The organism is Methyloversatilis sp., assembly GCF_030698125.1.
Taxonomy (GTDB): domain Bacteria; phylum Pseudomonadota; class Gammaproteobacteria; order Burkholderiales; family Rhodocyclaceae; genus Methyloversatilis.
The window spans coordinates 87,218-102,926 of the sequence record NZ_JAUYNV010000053.1; the positions used below are offsets into that span (position 1 = coordinate 87,218).

General features: G+C 67.0%; 16 protein-coding genes. 11 read left to right on the forward strand and 5 right to left on the reverse strand.

All coding sequences use genetic code 11. The annotated features are described in order from the left end of the window. Positions 1-28: 28 nt before the first annotated feature. Positions 29-958: a mechanosensitive ion channel family protein gene (locus Q8Q80_RS17865; RefSeq protein ID WP_305634216.1), complete on the reverse strand. Its 930-nt coding sequence runs from the start codon at positions 956-958 to the stop codon at positions 29-31. Between the two features lie 153 nt (positions 959-1,111). Between Q8Q80_RS17865 and uvrD the strand changes: the two genes are divergently transcribed. Genes uvrD through Q8Q80_RS17880 form a run of 3 tightly spaced genes read left to right on the forward strand, consistent with a single transcriptional unit; the run spans position 1,112 to position 4,876 of the window. Next, positions 1,112-3,337: a DNA helicase II gene (gene uvrD, locus Q8Q80_RS17870; RefSeq protein WP_305634217.1), complete on the forward strand. Its 2,226-nt coding sequence runs from the start codon at positions 1,112-1,114 to the stop codon at positions 3,335-3,337. Position 3,338: 1 nt separating this feature from the next. Further along, complete coding sequence (locus tag Q8Q80_RS17875) at positions 3,339-4,238, forward strand: tetratricopeptide repeat protein (RefSeq protein WP_305634218.1); 900 nt, start codon at positions 3,339-3,341, stop codon at positions 4,236-4,238. After that, a complete protein-coding gene (locus Q8Q80_RS17880; protein WP_305634219.1) occupies positions 4,235-4,876 on the forward strand; it encodes a poly-gamma-glutamate hydrolase family protein in 642 nt (213 codons plus the stop codon). The genes Q8Q80_RS17875 and Q8Q80_RS17880 overlap by 4 nt, the downstream gene beginning before the upstream one ends. Here Q8Q80_RS17880 and Q8Q80_RS17885 read toward each other — a convergent pair. Both Q8Q80_RS17885 and Q8Q80_RS17890 read right to left on the reverse strand, forming a co-directional pair. After that, complete coding sequence (locus Q8Q80_RS17885; RefSeq protein ID WP_305634220.1) at positions 4,815-5,312, reverse strand: hypothetical protein; 498 nt, start codon at positions 5,310-5,312, stop codon at positions 4,815-4,817. The two genes, Q8Q80_RS17880 and Q8Q80_RS17885, sit on opposite strands and share 62 nt — an antisense overlap. A gap of 118 nt (positions 5,313-5,430) precedes the next feature. After that, on the reverse strand, positions 5,431-6,198 hold the full coding sequence (locus Q8Q80_RS17890) for a ParA family protein (protein ID WP_069039247.1): 768 nt from the start codon (positions 6,196-6,198) through the stop codon (positions 5,431-5,433). A gap of 108 nt (positions 6,199-6,306) precedes the next feature. Between Q8Q80_RS17890 and Q8Q80_RS17895 the strand changes: the two genes are divergently transcribed. The 7 genes from Q8Q80_RS17895 (at position 6,307) to Q8Q80_RS17925 (ending at position 12,372) form a co-directional block, all read left to right on the forward strand. After that, positions 6,307-7,290, forward strand: a complete 984-nt coding sequence (locus tag Q8Q80_RS17895) for a quinone oxidoreductase (RefSeq protein WP_371132787.1) — start codon at positions 6,307-6,309, stop codon at positions 7,288-7,290. A gap of 80 nt (positions 7,291-7,370) precedes the next feature. After that, positions 7,371-7,709 (forward strand): hypothetical protein, encoded by a 339-nt coding sequence (locus tag Q8Q80_RS17900; protein ID WP_305634222.1) that lies wholly within the window; start codon positions 7,371-7,373, stop codon positions 7,707-7,709. Positions 7,710-7,823: 114 nt separating this feature from the next. Beyond that, complete coding sequence (locus Q8Q80_RS17905) at positions 7,824-8,483, forward strand: SDR family NAD(P)-dependent oxidoreductase (RefSeq protein WP_305634223.1); 660 nt, start codon at positions 7,824-7,826, stop codon at positions 8,481-8,483. Positions 8,484-8,506: 23 nt separating this feature from the next. Continuing rightward, positions 8,507-9,133 (forward strand): ParA family protein, encoded by a 627-nt coding sequence (locus Q8Q80_RS17910; RefSeq protein WP_257096878.1) that lies wholly within the window; start codon positions 8,507-8,509, stop codon positions 9,131-9,133. Continuing rightward, on the forward strand, positions 9,130-9,765 hold the full coding sequence (locus Q8Q80_RS17915; protein ID WP_305634224.1) for an NADPH-dependent FMN reductase: 636 nt from the start codon (positions 9,130-9,132) through the stop codon (positions 9,763-9,765). The genes Q8Q80_RS17910 and Q8Q80_RS17915 overlap by 4 nt, the downstream gene beginning before the upstream one ends. 36 nt (positions 9,766-9,801) lie before the next feature. Continuing rightward, entirely contained in the window at positions 9,802-10,587 is a 786-nt protein-coding gene (locus Q8Q80_RS17920) for a fumarylacetoacetate hydrolase family protein (RefSeq protein WP_305634225.1), read from the forward strand. Between the two features lie 48 nt (positions 10,588-10,635). Continuing rightward, on the forward strand, positions 10,636-12,372 hold the full coding sequence (locus Q8Q80_RS17925; protein WP_305634226.1) for a cation:proton antiporter: 1,737 nt from the start codon (positions 10,636-10,638) through the stop codon (positions 12,370-12,372). 16 nt (positions 12,373-12,388) lie between these two features. Here Q8Q80_RS17925 and Q8Q80_RS17930 read toward each other — a convergent pair whose 3' ends face one another. Continuing rightward, positions 12,389-12,781 (reverse strand): hypothetical protein, encoded by a 393-nt coding sequence (locus Q8Q80_RS17930; protein WP_305634227.1) that lies wholly within the window; start codon positions 12,779-12,781, stop codon positions 12,389-12,391. Positions 12,782-12,922: 141 nt separating this feature from the next. On the opposite strand from Q8Q80_RS17930, the gene Q8Q80_RS17935 reads away from it, so the two are divergent. Next, positions 12,923-13,726, forward strand: a complete 804-nt coding sequence (locus tag Q8Q80_RS17935) for an alpha/beta fold hydrolase (protein ID WP_305634228.1) — start codon at positions 12,923-12,925, stop codon at positions 13,724-13,726. A 67-nt stretch (positions 13,727-13,793) separates the two neighbouring features. Here the strand turns inward: Q8Q80_RS17935 and Q8Q80_RS17940 are convergent, their stop codons facing one another. Beyond that, entirely contained in the window at positions 13,794-15,662 is a 1,869-nt protein-coding gene (locus tag Q8Q80_RS17940; protein ID WP_305634229.1) for a PAS domain-containing protein, read from the reverse strand. Positions 15,663-15,709: the final 47 nt, after the last annotated feature.

Here is a 15,709-nt window from a genome sequence, read left to right on the forward strand (position 1 = left end):
GAACCCGCGATTATAGGGCGAGCGGCGATCAGGCAGAGGACAGCTTGCGCGGCGTCAGCCGGCTGCTCATCTGCTCGATCAGCGCCTTTTCGGTCTCGCGTGCGAACGACAGCGTGACCTGCGGATACGGGATTTCGTGGCCGCGCGCATCGAATTCGGCTTTCAGCCGGCGCATGAACTCGCGCTTCACCTCCCACTGCGCCAGCGCCACCACCTTCAGCCGGGCGCGCAGCGTCACCGTCGAGTCGTTCCACGACTGAACGCCGGCGATGTCCAGATCGCCCAGTATCTTCGGCCCGAGCCGTTCGTCCTCGCGCAGACCGGCGGCGACTTCCTTCATCACCTCGAAAATGTCATCCACCCGCTCGCGGTAGTGCACGCCGACGTCGAGCACGGCGTGGGCGAATTCGCGCGACCGGCTGGTAACTGTCGTGATTTCACCGTTCGGCACGAAATGCACATTGCCTTCGTAGTCGCGCAGGCGCACATAGCGCAGGGTCACTTCCTCGACTGCGCCGTCATGGCCGGCAATGCTCACCACGTCGCCGACCCGGATCTGGTTCTCGAGCAGTACGAAAAAGCCGGCGAACAGATCCTTCACCAGACTTTGCGCGCCGAAACCGATGGCGATGCCGGCCACGCCCGCGGTGGCGAGCAGCGGCGCGACCGATACGCCGATCACACTGAGCACCAGACCGCCGGCGATGACGAACACCACCACCGACGCGGCGTAGCGCGCCACGCGCACCAGCGTGTCGATGCGCTTGACGTCTTCGGTGCAGTCGGTGCGGTTCTTCAGCGCGGCATAAACGAGATTGATCGCGCGTCGCGCGGCGAGGCGCAGGCCCCAGGCCAGCAGCAGGATGAAGCCAAGCCGTATCGACAGGTCAAGCAGCAGTGGCAGGCGTTCCATCGCCCAGCTGTAGAACCACGCGGTCCATTGCGTCCATTCGGCCATTCTTGTGTGCTCCCTTGCAGTGATGTCCTCTTTCCCGACACCTTCATGTCGCGTCGGTTCCCGTCGTGGCGACATCGAAAGTGCGCGCCGCGCACCGCGCGGGCCGTATCACCCACCGCTGTAGTGGCGGGCTGCGCGGTTAGAATCGGCCGGATGAACGCAAATCCGCTCCTCGCCGGTCTGAATGAACCGCAATTCCAGGCGGTTACGCTGCCCTCGCAGTCGGCACTCATCCTGGCCGGTGCCGGCTCCGGCAAGACGCGCGTGCTGACCACGCGGCTCGCCTGGCTGATTTCGACCGGGCAGGTGTCGCCGCACGGCATCCTTGCGGTCACCTTCACCAACAAGGCGGCCAAGGAAATGCTGGCGCGGCTGACCGCCATGTTGCCGATGAATACGCGCGGGCTGTGGATCGGCACCTTCCACGGGCTGTGCAACCGCATGCTGCGCGCGCACTGGAAAGAAGCCGGCCTGCCGCAATTATTCCAGATACTCGATTCGGCCGACCAGCTGTCGGCCATCAAGCGCCTGCTGAAGGCGCTGAACATCGACGACGAAAAGTTTCCGCCGCGCGAGCTGGGCTACTTCATCAATTCGGCCAAGGAACAGGGCCTGCGCCCGCACGAGGTCGAAGCCTTCGACGACTTCGCGCGCCGGCGCGTCGAGCTGTATCAGGCTTACGAGGCGCAGTGCCAGCGCGAAGGCGTGGTCGATTTCGCCGAACTGCTGCTGCGCTGTTACGAACTGCTGACGCGCAACGAACCGATCCGCGCGCACTACCAGCGGCGCTTCCGCCATCTGCTGGTCGACGAGTTCCAGGACACCAACGTGTTGCAGTACCGCTGGCTCAAGCTGCTGGCCGGTCTGGGCACCGAACATCAGGCGGCGGTGATGGCGGTCGGCGATGACGACCAGAGCATCTACCGGTTCCGCGGGGCCGAGGTCGGCAACATGCGCGACTTCGAGCGCGAGTTCCATGTCGACAACGTCATCCGGCTGGAACAGAACTACCGTTCGCACGGCAACATTCTCGACGCGGCCAACGCCGTCATCAAGCAGAACACCGGTCGGCTGGGCAAGAACCTGTGGACCGAAGCCGGCAGCGGCGAGCCGCTGCGCGTCTATGAGGCGTTCAACGACATCGAGGAAGCGCGCTGGGTGGTTGAGGAAATCAAGGCGCTGATCAATGACGGCGCGGCGCGCTCCGACATCGCGCTGCTCTACCGCAGCAACGCGCAGTCGCGCGTGCTCGAACACGCACTGTTTTCGGCCGCGATTCCCTACCGCGTATATGGCGGCCTGCGTTTCTTCGAGCGGCAGGAAGTGAAGCACGCACTGGCTTACATGCGACTGATCGCCAATCCGCACGACGATACCGCCTTCACCCGGGTGGTGAATTTCCCGACCCGCGGCATTGGCGCCCGCTCGCTCGAACAACTGCAGGACGCCGCGAAGGCATCGGATTCCAGCCTGTACGGCGCGCTGAACCTGCTGACCGGCAAGGCGGCGCAGTCGGTCGGGCATTTCATCGATCTGGTCGATCAGTTGCGCTTCGCCTGTGAAGGGCTGACGCTGCCGGAAATGGTCGAGCAGGTGCTGGAACTGTCGGGCCTGCGGGCGCACTACAAGACCGAAAAGGAAGGGCAGGAGCGCATCGCCAACCTGGATGAGATCATCAATGCGGCGAGCAACTTCATTTCCGAAGAGGGCTATGCGCAGGTGGCGGCCGAAGACGAGGCGGCTCCGCCCGATCCGCTCGCGGCTTTCCTGTCGCACGCGTCACTGGAAGCCGGCGAACATCAGGCCGACGCCGGTCAGTCGGCGGTGCAGCTGATGACGGTGCATTCGGCCAAGGGGCTGGAATTTGACGCGGTGTTCCTCGGTGGCCTGGAAGAGGGTTTGTTCCCGCACGAGAACTCCATTCTCGAACGCGAAGGACTGGAGGAAGAGCGGCGGCTGATGTACGTCGCAATCACCCGTGCGCGCCGCCGGCTCTACCTGTCGTTCGCGCAGTCGCGCATGCTGCACGGCCAGACCCGCTACAACCTGCGCAGCCGCTTCTTCGACGAGATACCGGCCGAGTTGATGAAGTGGCTGACGCCGCCGGCCATGGCGCGTGGCTTCGGCAGCTTCGGCAACGCGGCGGTGCCGCCGGCGCCATCCAGCAGCAACCCTCGGACCTTCGGCAGCGGCCGCAAGTCGCCGTCGAGCAACGACACCGGTTTTCGCATCGGTCAGCAGGTCAGCCACGCGAAATTCGGCAGCGGCGTCATCGTCAATGCCGAAGGTTCCGGCTCGGACGCCCGGGTGCAGGTCAATTTCGGTCGCGAAGGCGTCAAGTGGCTGGCGCTGGCGGTGGCCAAGCTGAGCGCGGTCTGACATGAACCGGTGCGTCGCCATCCTGTTCCCGGCGCTGCTGTGCGGCGCGGTCGGGCAGGTCGCGGCCAGCGACCAGTGGCGCACCGCGCACCTGCGGGGCGAATGCGAAACGGCCCTGACCGAGGCGCGCGCCGCCGCGGAGGCAGGCAGCGCCGAGGCCCTGCTGCAACTGTCCGACTGGCATTTCTTCGGCACCTGTCTGGACAAGGACGACATCGCGTCTGCGCGTCTCGCCCTGCAAGCGGCGCAGGGCGGGTTGCCGCGCGCCCAGGCGGTCGTCGGTCAGCTCTACGCAAGCGGTCTGGGTGTCGAGCGCGATGACGCGGAGGCGCGTCGCTGGTATCTGCTGGCGGCCGACGCGGGCGATGCCGAAGCCATGCTGCTGCTGGCACGCCACCTCGAAGCCGACACCGCCAACCCGATCGCGGCCGATGTCGCGCTGGCCTGGGTCAACCGTGCGGCCGAGGCCGGCTATGCGCCGGCGTTTGTCCATCTGGCGCAGCTGTACAGCGGCGGCGGCGCGCAGACCGACTACGCCAAGGCGGCCCAGTGGCTCGACCGGTCCATCCAGTCCGGCTACAAGGACAACGGCGTGTGGGTTGCCTATTCGTGGGCCTGCCTGAACCTCGGCCGCTACGACGATGTGCTGCGCGCGGCCGATCAGGTACCGAAGGAAGCCGCTGAATACAAGGCGGCGCAGATCAACCGCGCGCACGCGCTGTTGTTGAACGGCCAGATCGGCAATGCGCGCGAGGTCTATGCCGCCAACCTCACGCTGCGCGGCGAAACCGAATTCCGCCGCATCCTGCGCGATGACTTCGCCGAGCTGCGCCGCTCCGGCCGCGCGCACCCGGCGATGGCGCGCATCGAAAAGCTGTTCGCCATCGGCGCCGAAGAGTGAACGGCACCGCGGTGCATCGCGACCGCTACCGCAGTTTCGACGAACTGGCCGCTGCCCACTTCGATGGGCGTGATTACCGCATCACGGTGAAGTCGCGTGGCAGCGGTATCGCCGTGATCGCGCCGCACGGTGGGCGCATCGAACGCGGGACGTCAGAAGTGGCGCGCGCCATTGCCGGCGAGGCGTTCGATCTTTACCTGTTCGAAGGCTGCCTGCCGTCACTCAATTTCGAAACCCTGCACCTGACCAGCCGGCATTTCGACGAGTCGCGTGCGCTGGCGCTGATCGCCGGCTGCCACACGGTGCTGGCAGTACATGGTGTGGCCGATACCGGCGAGCGGGCGCTGCTCGGCGGGCGCGACAGCGCGCTGGCCTGCATGATCGCCGACCGGCTGTTCGTACGCGGCGTGCGCGCACAGGTGTCGGGTCATCGTTACCCCGGCCGCGATGCCGCGAATGTGTGCAACTGCGGCGCGAGCGGGCAGGGTGTACAGCTTGAATTGAGCGACCGCCTGCGTGGCGGGCCGCTGGAACCGGCGGTGGTCGAGGCGGTGCGCTGCGCGCTGCAGGACAGGCTCAGCTGCCGCCGCGCAATGGCGCCGCCAGATCACCGGAGCAATTCAGGTACTGCGCCGTGACGTCGCGCGGCGCCGGGCCGGTGAACGGGATTTCGATGTCGCCGCCGACCTGCCCCAGCACCAGGGTGCCGCCGAAGAACATGAAGTTGCGCATCAGGGTCGCCCAGTCGAGACGCGCATCGGCTTCGAAGCCGGGCAGCGTGAGCAGTCCTTCATTGGGTACCAGCAGCACGGCCGGCCTGAACTGGCCGATTTCGAGCCGGGCCAGCACCGGCAGCGCACCGCTGTCGGGGGGTGGCCTGACTTCCACCCGCGCCGCCACGTCGTCACCGACCCGTTCGCGCAGGATCTGGATGTCCCAGCCCTGTATCGACACCGCGCTGCCGCAGCGGCGCGGCCAGCCGCTGTCCAGACCGACCACCGCGCGATAGCTGCCGGCCGCGCCGGCGGACACGGTACCCAGGCAAAGCAGGAGGAAGAGGAGGCTGCGAAGCATGGCGTTTCAGACAGGGCGAAGCGGCTGCGAGTTCGACCGCTCGGTCACCGCTGCCACCGCCCTCGCAGCCGCTGCGGCTCATCGAACGCGATCATCGCGACCACGGCGACTCCGGCCATCAGTGGCTTTCGAGCAGCTCGTAAAGCGCGACGAATTCCTGCGTGACCTTGTGGCTGGGAGCGAAATGGATCAGCGGCTGCGCCGCTTCGTGCGATTCCTTCACCTTGACCGACGACGACAGCGCCGCTTCGAGCACCGGCAGGCCTTCGTCGCGCAATTCCTGCACCACGCGCACCGGCAGGCTCGAGCGTGCCTGGAACTGGTTCACCACGATGCCTTCGAGTTTCAGCCCTTCGTTGTGGTCACCACGGATTTCCTCGATGTTCTCGATCAGCGTGTACAGCGCCTTGCGCGAAAAATCGTCACAATCGAACGGGATCAGCACCGATTCGGCGGCGATCAGCGCACAGCGCGAGTAGAAGTTGAGCGCCGGCGGCGTATCGATGTAGATGTTGTCGAAGTCGTCGAGCGCTTCCAGGGCCTCACGCAGCTTGTAGATCTTGTAGCGCGACTCCAGCTTGTTTTCGAGTTCGGCCAGCTGCGGGCTGGCGGTCATCACCGACAGGCCCGGGTGGCCGGTATCGCTGATGAATTCGGCCGTATCGCGCGGCGTGAGCTTGAAATTGAGGATCTGGTCGAAGAAGTCGGCGGCGCCCAGTTCCACCTTGTCGGCGGCATCGCCGAGCAGGTAATGGCTCGAATTGCACTGCGTATCGAGATCGATCACCAGTGTGCGTTGGCCGCGCGCGGCACTGATGGCGGCCAGATTGCAGGTGATCGTGGACTTGCCGACGCCACCCTTCTGGTTGAACACGACACGACGCATGACGGACTCCGGTGGACTCGATCCTGCATTCTGCCAAAACCGACAGTGCAGTGCACCATGAACTTGGCCGGTAGAATCCACGCTCATGTGCCGGAACCTGCCCTCCCGATGACCGATTTCGCTGTTCGCATGCACCGCACCGGCGGCCCCGAGGTACTGCAGTACGAGGCTGTCGAACTGCCCGACCCTGCGGCGGGCGAGGCCCGGGTGCGCCAGCACGCCATCGGTGTCAATTTCATCGACATCTACTATCGCTCCGGGCTCTACCCCATGCCGCTGCCCGGCGGGCTGGGTCTGGAGGCTGCCGGCGTGGTCGAGGCGGTCGGCGATGGCGTGACCGATATCGCACCCGGCGACCGCGTGGCCTATGCCGGCGGGCCGCCCGGTGCCTACGCCCAGGTGCGCAACCTGCCGGCCGACCGGCTGGTGCGCCTGCCCGATGCGATCGACTTCGACACCGCTGCCGCACTGATGCTCAAGGGGCTGACGGCGCAGTATCTGCTGCGACGGACCTGCCGCATCGAACCGGGTGACTGCGTACTGCTGCACGCCGCGGCCGGTGGCGTCGGTCTGATTGCGAGCCAGTGGGCGCAGGCGCTCGGCGCGACGGTGATCGGCACGGTCAGTACGCCGGCCAAGGCCGAACTGGCTCGTGCCCACGGTTGCGCTCACGTCCTGACCGATGTGGCACCGGCCGACCTGCCGGCGCAGGTCCGTGCGCTGACCGGCGGCAAAGGCGTGCGCGTGGTGTATGACGGCATCGGTCGCGACACTTTCATGGCCTCGCTGGACTGCCTCGCCCCGCTCGGCATGATGGTCAGTTTCGGCAACGCTTCCGGACCGGTGGCTGCATTCGAACCCGCGCTGCTGGCGCAGAAAGGCTCATTGTTCCTGACCCGGCCGACGCTGTTCCATTACGTGGCGCAGCGCGCCGACCTGCTGGCCGCGGCCGACGAGTTGTTCGCCCGGGTGGCCGACGGCACCTTGCGTGTCGCCATCGGGCAGCGTCATGCGTTGAAGGACTGTGCACGCGCGCATGAAGCGCTCGCTGCGCGCCGCACCACAGGTTCCCTTTTGCTGACGCCGGAGTGAGGCGTGAGGAGGGCGCTGGCGGAACGCACTGCGTCCGGCGTGGCACGCCGTTTACCGATTGACCTTGCGGAGCATTCCCGATGAAGTTTCTGTTGTCGCTGCTGGCCTGCTGTTGCATGCTTTCACCCGCCATCGCGCAGACGCCGGCCCAGACGGCGTTTCTGAAGGCGGAAACGCGCCGGATCGAGGATCAGTTCGTCCGTCGCATCGTCGACATCACCCGCCTGCCCGACGCGCAGGTGCGTTCGGCGATGCCGGCGGAAGGCCGCATCACCGACCCGGCAGCGCGCGTGGTCGCGGCCATCGAACAGCAGCGTGGCCAGCCGCTGACCGAGGAGCAGAAGCAGGCCATCGCGCACGCCGACGAGGAACGCCGCCGTGCATTGGTCGCAGCGCGTGCGGCAGCGAAGGACAAATAGACTCGACATGCGAATGCCGGGGGCAAGAGCGACACAAGGCCAGCAACACGGCCGTGACAGGTAGCAGCGACACCAAACAGGCATCACAGCAGCGCTGGCCGGGAGAAAAACGATATGGGATCCAAGGTGTGCGCCATTGTCGGCATGGGAACCGAAGTCGGTGCCGCGGTAGCACGGCGCTTTGGCGCCGAAGGCTATTGCGTCGCGATGATTTCGCGCGATGCCGGCAAGCTCGAACGCTATGAACACGAACTGGCCGCGCGTGGTGTGACCGCGCAGGGCTTCGTGGCCGACGCCGGCAGCGACGAATCCATCGTGTGCGCCATCGAAAGCATGCGCCACGCGATGCCGCCGCCCGAGGTGCTGGTGTTCAACGCCGCGGTGCCGCGCGAAAGCGCGCCGTCGGTGCTCGACCCGGAAGCGCTGGCGGCCGACCTGCGCATCGGCGTACTGGGCGCGCTGATCGCCGCGCGTGCCGTGCTGCCGGCGATGCGTGCAGCCGGTCAGGGCAGCATCCTGTTCACCGGCGGCGGACTGGCGATGGAACCGGTCGCCGCGGCGGCTTCGCTGTCGGTGCAGAAGGCCGCGCTGCGCAATCTGGTGTTCAGCCTGCATCAGGAACTGTCGCCGGCCGGCGTGCATGCCGCCATCGTCACGATCGCCGGTGTGCTGCGCGAAGGCAGCCTGCTCGATTCGGCCCGCGTGGCCGACGCGTTCTGGACCCTGCATTCACAGCCCGGCGGCCAGTTCGCGCGGGAGATCGTACTTTCCTGAGCGTACTTTCCTGAGGCCGCTGCATGTATAGCGTACTGGTTGCGAACCCCAAGGGCGGTGCCGGCAAGAGCACGCTGGCGACCAACGTCGCGGCGCACTACGCCACCCAGGGTGCCCGCGTGATGCTGGGTGACATCGACCGCCAGCAGTCGGCGCGCCACTGGCTGGCACTGCGCTCACCGCTGCTGGCGCCCATTTCCGGCTGGGACATCGAGCCCGATCTGCCGGCCCGCCCGCCGCGCGGCACCACCCATGTCGTCATCGATACGCCGGCCGGCCTGCGCGGAAAGCGGCTCGAAACCATGCTGCGCAGCGTCGACCGCATTCTCGTGCCGGTGCAGCCGTCGATCTTCGATATCCTCGCCACCGGTGAATTCCTGAATGAGCTGGCGCAGCACAAGCGCATCAGCTCGGCGCGGGTGCGCATCGGCATCGTCGGCATGCGGGTCGACACGCGCACGCGCGCGGCGCAGGAACTGGAGCGTTTCTGCGCCGGGCTCGATTTGCCGGTGCTGGGCTATCTGCGCAATTCGCAGCTATATGTACAAACCGCTGCGCACGGCATGAGCATTTTCGACCTGTCCCGCTCGCGCGCGCAGACCGACCGCGAACAGTGGCAACCCATCATCGACTGGCTGGATTCCCCATGAACAACCCGAACAGCAAAAGTCTGGCAGTCGTCCGCAACAGTTCCGAGGAAGAAGGCATGAAGGCACGCATCCTGTGTTTTGCCGGCAGCACACGCGAGGCGTCGTTCAACCGTCAGCTTGCGCTGGCGGCGGCTCGTGCAGTCGAAGAGGCGGGCGGTGAAGCCACCTTCATGGACCTGCGCGACCATCCGTTGCCGCTGTACGACGGCGACCTCGAAGCGTCGGCCGGCCTGCCGCTGGGGGTGCGACCGCTGAAGGAACTGTTCAAGTCGCACAATGGCCTGTTCATCGCGTCGCCGGAGTACAACGGTTCGTTCAGTGCGGTGCTGAAAAACACGCTGGACTGGATTTCCCGCCCGGCCGGCGACGAAGCCGGTACGGTGCCGTATGCCGGCAAGGTGGCCGCGCTCGCCGCCGCCTCCCCCGGTGCGCTGGGCGGCCTGCGTGGCCTGGTGCATCTGCGTGCGGTGCTGCAGTCGGTCGGTGCGCTGGTGTTGTCGGAGCAAGTGGCCGTCGGCGGAGCGTCCTCGGCCTTCACACCCGAAGGCCGCCTGGCCGACGAGCGTCTGCAGCAGATGCTGGACCGCACCGCATTGCGTCTGGTCGATGTGGCGGCGCGCCTGCGCCCCTGATTTCGCTGATTTTCCGTCCGACTCCAGGATGCAACAATGAAATACCTGCGTGTGCGCCATCAGGGCGCCGAACGGCTGGGCCGCATCGCCGGCGATGGGGTCGACAAACGGGTCGAACTGCTCGATGGCGATTTGTTCGGCGCGCCGCGCGTGACCGGTGAAACCGTGCCGCTCGCCAGCGTCGAATGGCTGATGCCGTGCGTGCCGTCGAAGATGATCATCATCGTGAACAACTTCCACGCGGCCGTGCAGAAGGCCGGTGGCAGCGTGCCGGCTGAGCCGCTGTTCCTCGTGCGTTCGCCGACTGCGCTGAACTGGCACCACCAGCCGATTCCGAAACCGCTGGCCTTCGACGGTCGCGTGTTCTACGAGGGTGAGCTGGGCGTGGTCATCGGCAAGGTGGCACGCAACCTGGACGAGGCGCAGGCCGCCGACGCCATCTTCGGTTACACCTGCGTCAATGATGTGAGCGCGCTGGAACTGGTGGACAAGGATCCGTCGTTCGCGCAATGGACGCGTGCCAAAAGTTTCGACGGTTTCGGTTGTTTCGGTCCGGTCATCGAAACCGATGCGCTGCCGGCCGATGCCGAAGTGGTCACCACGGTCGGCGGGCGCGAGCGCCAGCGCTATCCGGTGTCCGACATGATCATTCCGCCGGTCAAGCTGGTGGCGATGATTTCGCGCGACATGACGCTGCTGCCCGGCGACGTGATCTGTTGCGGCACCTCGGTCGGCGTGCTGCCGATGAAACCGGGCAGCACGGTCGAAGTGACCGTCAGCGGGGTCGGCACGCTCAGCAACGTGTACGCGCCCGCTGACTGAACGACCTGTATCAATGCGATCCGGCCGCACCTGATGCACCCTTGACGGATGGACGCCCACGCCGGATTGCCCCACCTGCAGCCGCTGCTGCTGTTTCTCGCCATTGCCGGTCTGGTGATGCCGCTGCTGGCACGCGCACGGGTGAGCCAGGTGGTGGCCTTCCTGTGCGCGGGCGCGCTGGTCGGTCCGTATGGTCTGGGCCGGCTGGCCGCTGACCAGCCCTGGCTGGGTGCGCTCACCATCGCCGACGGCGAGGGTGTGCGGGGTCTGGCCGAACTGGGCGTCATGTTCATGCTGTTCGTCATCGGCCTCGAACTGTCGGCACGCCAGCTGTGGTCGCTGCGTCGCTGGGTGCTGGGCGTGGGCAGCGCGCAGTGGCTGGGCACCGGCGCGCTGATCGCCGGCATCGCGCTGGCGTTCGGCCACGGCCACGAGACGGCGCTGGTGCTCGGCCTCGGCCTCGCGATGTCATCCACCGCGGTGGTGATGCAACTGCTCGACGAGGCGGGTCAGACGCGCTCGACGGTCGGTCGCACGAGTTTCGCGGTGCTGCTGCTGCAGGACATCGCCTTCGTTCCGCTGCTCATCCTGCTCGGCCTGATGGCGGGTGACGGCGCGGGCGGCACGGCGAGCGGCTTCGTGTGGCTTTTGTTGACCGCGCTGGCCAAAGCCGCACTGGCGGTGGCGCTGATCCTGCTGCTCGGGCGGGTCGTGCTGACACCGCTGTTCCGCCGCGTGTCGGTCACCACGCAGGCCGACAGCTTCATGGCGCTGACACTGCTCGCTGCGCTCGGCGTAGCCGCGCTGACCGGCCGTGCCGGGCTGTCGATGGCGCTCGGCGCCTTCCTGGCCGGGCTGATGCTGTCCGAAACCGAATACCGCCATGCCGCGCTGCAGGCCATCGAACCGTTCAAGGGTCTGCTGATGGGGCTGTTCTTCGTGTCGGTCGGCATGAGCCTCGATCTGATAACCGTGGCCGCCGACGCGCTGTGGCTGGTGGGCTCGGTGATCGGCCTGTACGCGCTGAAAAGCGCCGTGCTCTTTACACTGTTCCGCCTGTTCGGCCTGGCACGCGGTGACGCGGCCGAGGCGGCGCTGTTGCTCGGTCAGGCCGGCGAATTTGCGCTGATCGTCATCGGCATCGCGCTTGGCACCGGTCTGCTGGATAGCCGTACCGGCAATTTCATGTTGCTGGTGGCCACGCTGAGCATGTTCATGACGCCACTTGCGGCAAAGGCCGGTCGTGCGCTGCACCGGCGCTTCGATCGCGCTGCCGACACGGCGGACGAAGGTGCAGCCGCGCGAAGCCTGCCCGCGCAGGACGATGTGGTCATCATCGCCGGCTTCGGCCGGGTCGGCCAGCGGGTGGCACGTGTGCTCGACCGCGCCGGACTTCCGTGGGTCGCCATCGAACGGCACGTCGCCGCGGCGACGCGCCATCATGCAGAAGGTCGGACGGTGATCGTCGGCGACGCCGGCAGCCCGTCACTGCTGCATCATCTGGGCGCCGGTCGGGCCCGCGCGCTGGTCGTCACGATGGATGATCCCGCCGCGGCCCGGCACGTGGTGCGCAGCCTGCACGCCGAATTCCCGGCGCTGCCGCTGATCGCCCGGGCGCGCGATGGCGCACATGCGGCCGAACTGCGGGCAGTGGGGGCCAGCGAAGTCATTCCGGAGGCACTGGAAGCGGCGCTCCAGCTGGGCGATCACGTGCTGGCGCAACTGGATGTATCGCCCGCACGGCGCGGCGAACTGATCGACGCCGAACGCCGCAGCGCCGACTGAGCTCTGCCGCGCTGCGTCAGCGCTTCACGCCTGGTGGCAGCGCCGGCTTCATTTCAGTGGCACTCGGCTGCACATGGTCGTGGCTTTCGATCGTCGGATGCTCCTGCCCGGCATGCACCTTGCGGGTTGAAGGCTTGACGCCTGGCGGAAGCGCCGGCTTCATTTCCGTGGCGCTCGGCTGTTCGTGATCATGGCCTTCGATCACCGGGTGTTCATGGCCGGCGTGCACCTTGCGCGTCGACGGGGTGACGCCGGGCGGCAATGCCGGCTTGCTGCCGACGTTGGCCGGCGCCGTGTCCTTCAGCGCGTCGGCCGGATGCGCCGAACCGGCATGGCCCGACGCGGCGTCGGCCCATGCGGTCGTACAGGACAACGCGGAAAGTGCCAGAGCGGCCCAGATCCTGTTCATGATTGCTTCCTTCCGGTAGTGAGTGATTGCAGCCAGTGTGCGCCTCGGGCGCGCCTGACGCATTGACTTGACTCAACAGCATTGCGCACAACGGGTATCGCGCCACGCGGACCCGGTGCGCGGCGTATTCTTCTTCGCGCCATGCCGCTCGCCCAACCTGTCCTGTTCCTGCACGCCAATGGCTACCCGGCCGGCGTGTACCGCCAGTTTCTCGCTGCACTGGCGCGCCACCACCCGGTCGATGCAATCGACGTGATCGCCGCCGCGCACGGCCCCGGCCCCGGCCGCGGCTGGCGCAACCTGCTGACGCAGGTGCTGGTCCGGGTCGACGCGCTACCGGATGAACCGCTCGCGCTGGTGGGCCATTCGATGGGCGGCTATCTCGCCGCCATGACCGCCGCGCGCCGGCCGCTGCGCGTGGCGCAGGTCGTTCTGATCGATGCGCCGCTGGTCGGCGGCTGGCGCGGCGCAGTGCTGACGGCATCACATGCCAGCGGCCTGTCGCGCAAGGTGGGTCCGGCGCCGATTGCCGCCCGCCGGCGCATGCACTGGCCATCGCGCGAGGACGCGCGGCGACATCTGGCGGACAAACCTTTCGTGCAGCGCTGGGCGCCCGGCGTGCTCGACGATTTCCTGGCCGCCGCGCTGACCGATCACCCCGGCGGTGGTGTCACGCTGACCATTGCGCGCGAAGCCGAGCGCGACATCTACGCCACGCTGGCGCACCGTGCGGCCCTGCGTGCCGTGCGCACGCTGCGCCGGCGCGGCACGCCCATCGGTTTCGTCGCCGGCAGCCAGTCAGAAGAGCTGCGCCTCGCCGGGCGCGACGCCAACCGCGCCTTCTGGGGCCGCGACTGGCGCGAACTGGACACCGGCCATCTGGTACCGATGGAAGCGCCGCAAGCGTGTGCCGCTGCGGTGCAGTCGCTGCTCGGCGAACGTTGAGCCATCGTTTTGACATGCGCCGTACCGCGTGCCTGCATCCGTCATGGGCAACCGGCCGGCGGCATGCCTACTCGTCGGCGAATTCGCAGTGCCCGGAACCCAGTTCGACCGCCTGGGTCGCGGCGCGGCGCGCGGCTTCGAACATCGATTCGATGCCGATATAGCGCGCGTCGCCCAGCGCGATGCCGGCCGCTGCGGCGATCACGACCTCGCTGTCGCCCACGCGCAGCGTCGCGGTCAGTTCCTGCATCAGGCGGGCCGCGAGTTTCGATACCGCCGGAATCAGTTCGTTGGAGCCAGCCAGTTCGCGCGCCGCCTGACCGGCGCGGAAGTCGGTCAGCAGCACCGCGAACTGGTGCTTTTCCAGATAGCTGACCGCGGCGCCCGGATAGCTGACCGGACGGAAGCGCCGCGCCACCTCGGCCAGCACCTGTTCGGACACTTCCTGACTGTAGTGCGGCACCAGTTCTTCCATGCCGAACACATCGACCCACAGCAGCGCGAACGGGGCGCCGCTGACCTGGAACTGGTGCAGCGTCCACGCCAGCAGCGCGTCGAAGATGGGCCGGCTGGTCATGCCGGTTCGGGCTTCGAACCACATGCGTCGACGGGCGCGTTCCTCGGCGCCGCGCCGCTCGCTCACGTCGGTGATGAAGCCTTCGATCACCAGCAATTCGCCCTGCGACGAGAACACGCCGCGCCCCTGTTCCCACACCCACAGATAGACGCCATTGACGTCGGCGATCCGGTAGGAAATCTGATACGGCTTGTGCTGCGCCAGATTGGCCTGCACCTGCGACCAGACGAATTCGCGGTCTTCCGGGTGAATCAGGCTGCCGAAGGCCACGCGGCGGTTGTCGACCAGTTCCCAGGGCTCGTAGCCGGTCAGGTCGACGCAGCCGTCGCTGACGAATTCCATGGTCCAGTCCGGATCGTTGCGGCCGCGATACACCATGCCCGGCACATTGGCGAGCAGCGTATTCAGATAGCGCCGGCTGGAGCCCAGTTCCTCGCTGCGGCGCCGCCGTGTGACCTCGGTCAGCGTACCGACCACACCGGCCAGATCGCCGTCCGGCAGGGTGCATGACTGTGCGCGCAGCATGACCCAGAACACGTTGCCGCTGGCGGCGACCAGACGCACTTCGCTGACCAGCTGGTCGAGCTGGCCGCTGGCCACCGACAGCAGCGATTTTTCCACCCCGTCGCGCTCTTCCGGGTGCACGGCCGCACTGAGCAGCCGCCCGCGGCTGTCGGCAACGCTGCGACCGGTCAGCCGCTCCCAGGCGCGATTCAGGTAGGCGATGCGGCCTTCGGTATCGGTCTTGAACAGCACCAGATCGATCTGGTCCAGCACCACCGGCATGTCATGTTCGCTGTCGTCGCGCGCCGGCACGGCCGCGGCATCCGGGCTGAACTGGATCAGCAGGCTGCCCGGTACCGCCGGCAGTGGCGAAATGCTGGCGTGCAGCTTCACCGGCAGACCGGTGGCGCTGACCATGCGCAGCATGCTTTCGGCCGCCGTCGGATTGCTGCCGGCGGCGATCGCGACCAGCGCAGCGAAGCGGGCATGATCGACCGGATGCAGCAGGTTGGTGAACGGCAGCCCGACCACTTCGTCGGCACGCCCGCGGTAGTCAAGCAGCGCGAGAAAAGCCTGGTTGGCGAAACTGATGGTCGGTCCTTCTATCGTGACCGAGGGCGATGAAATGTTGTGGCACAGTTCACCCGCCCACTGCGTCTGTTGCGCGGTGGCATCGGGGCGCCGGCGAAGTGGCGCGTCGGACCATGTCTGTCGCCGCAACATCAGCACCAGCAGCAGTCCGCCCAGTCCGACCGCGGCAGGCAGGCCGTAGGCCGCGTGGCCGCCGTGCCAGGTGCCGACCACGGCCGCAAACATCAGGGCGAGCGTCCACGCGGAAAACAGATACAGGGCCATCGTGATTCGTTTCCTTTCAGGCGCCGGCAGGCGTTACCCGCTGTATA

What these genes read in the sequence shown, in the direction of transcription:
- Q8Q80_RS17940 (WP_305634229.1), bottom strand. Translation starts at nt 15,662, where the DNA reads ATGGCCCTGTATCTGTTTTCCGCGTGGACGCTCGCCCTGATGTTTGCG.
- Q8Q80_RS17930 (WP_305634227.1), bottom strand. Translation starts at nt 12,781, where the DNA reads ATGAACAGGATCTGGGCCGCTCTGGCACTTTCCGCGTTGTCCTGTACG.
- Q8Q80_RS17915 (WP_305634224.1), top strand. Translation starts at nt 9,130, where the DNA reads ATGAACAACCCGAACAGCAAAAGTCTGGCAGTCGTCCGCAACAGTTCC.
- uvrD (WP_305634217.1), top strand. Translation starts at nt 1,112, where the DNA reads ATGAACGCAAATCCGCTCCTCGCCGGTCTGAATGAACCGCAATTCCAG.
- Q8Q80_RS17875 (WP_305634218.1), top strand. Translation starts at nt 3,339, where the DNA reads ATGAACCGGTGCGTCGCCATCCTGTTCCCGGCGCTGCTGTGCGGCGCG.
- Q8Q80_RS17865 (WP_305634216.1), bottom strand. Translation starts at nt 958, where the DNA reads ATGGCCGAATGGACGCAATGGACCGCGTGGTTCTACAGCTGGGCGATG.
- Q8Q80_RS17890 (WP_069039247.1), bottom strand. Translation starts at nt 6,198, where the DNA reads ATGCGTCGTGTCGTGTTCAACCAGAAGGGTGGCGTCGGCAAGTCCACG.
- Q8Q80_RS17885 (WP_305634220.1), bottom strand. Translation starts at nt 5,312, where the DNA reads ATGCTTCGCAGCCTCCTCTTCCTCCTGCTTTGCCTGGGTACCGTGTCC.
- Q8Q80_RS17905 (WP_305634223.1), top strand. Translation starts at nt 7,824, where the DNA reads ATGGGATCCAAGGTGTGCGCCATTGTCGGCATGGGAACCGAAGTCGGT.
- Q8Q80_RS17900 (WP_305634222.1), top strand. Translation starts at nt 7,371, where the DNA reads ATGAAGTTTCTGTTGTCGCTGCTGGCCTGCTGTTGCATGCTTTCACCC.
- Q8Q80_RS17895 (WP_371132787.1), top strand. Translation starts at nt 6,307, where the DNA reads ATGACCGATTTCGCTGTTCGCATGCACCGCACCGGCGGCCCCGAGGTA.
- Q8Q80_RS17935 (WP_305634228.1), top strand. Translation starts at nt 12,923, where the DNA reads ATGCCGCTCGCCCAACCTGTCCTGTTCCTGCACGCCAATGGCTACCCG.
- Q8Q80_RS17925 (WP_305634226.1), top strand. Translation starts at nt 10,636, where the DNA reads ATGGACGCCCACGCCGGATTGCCCCACCTGCAGCCGCTGCTGCTGTTT.
- Q8Q80_RS17910 (WP_257096878.1), top strand. Translation starts at nt 8,507, where the DNA reads ATGTATAGCGTACTGGTTGCGAACCCCAAGGGCGGTGCCGGCAAGAGC.
- Q8Q80_RS17920 (WP_305634225.1), top strand. Translation starts at nt 9,802, where the DNA reads ATGAAATACCTGCGTGTGCGCCATCAGGGCGCCGAACGGCTGGGCCGC.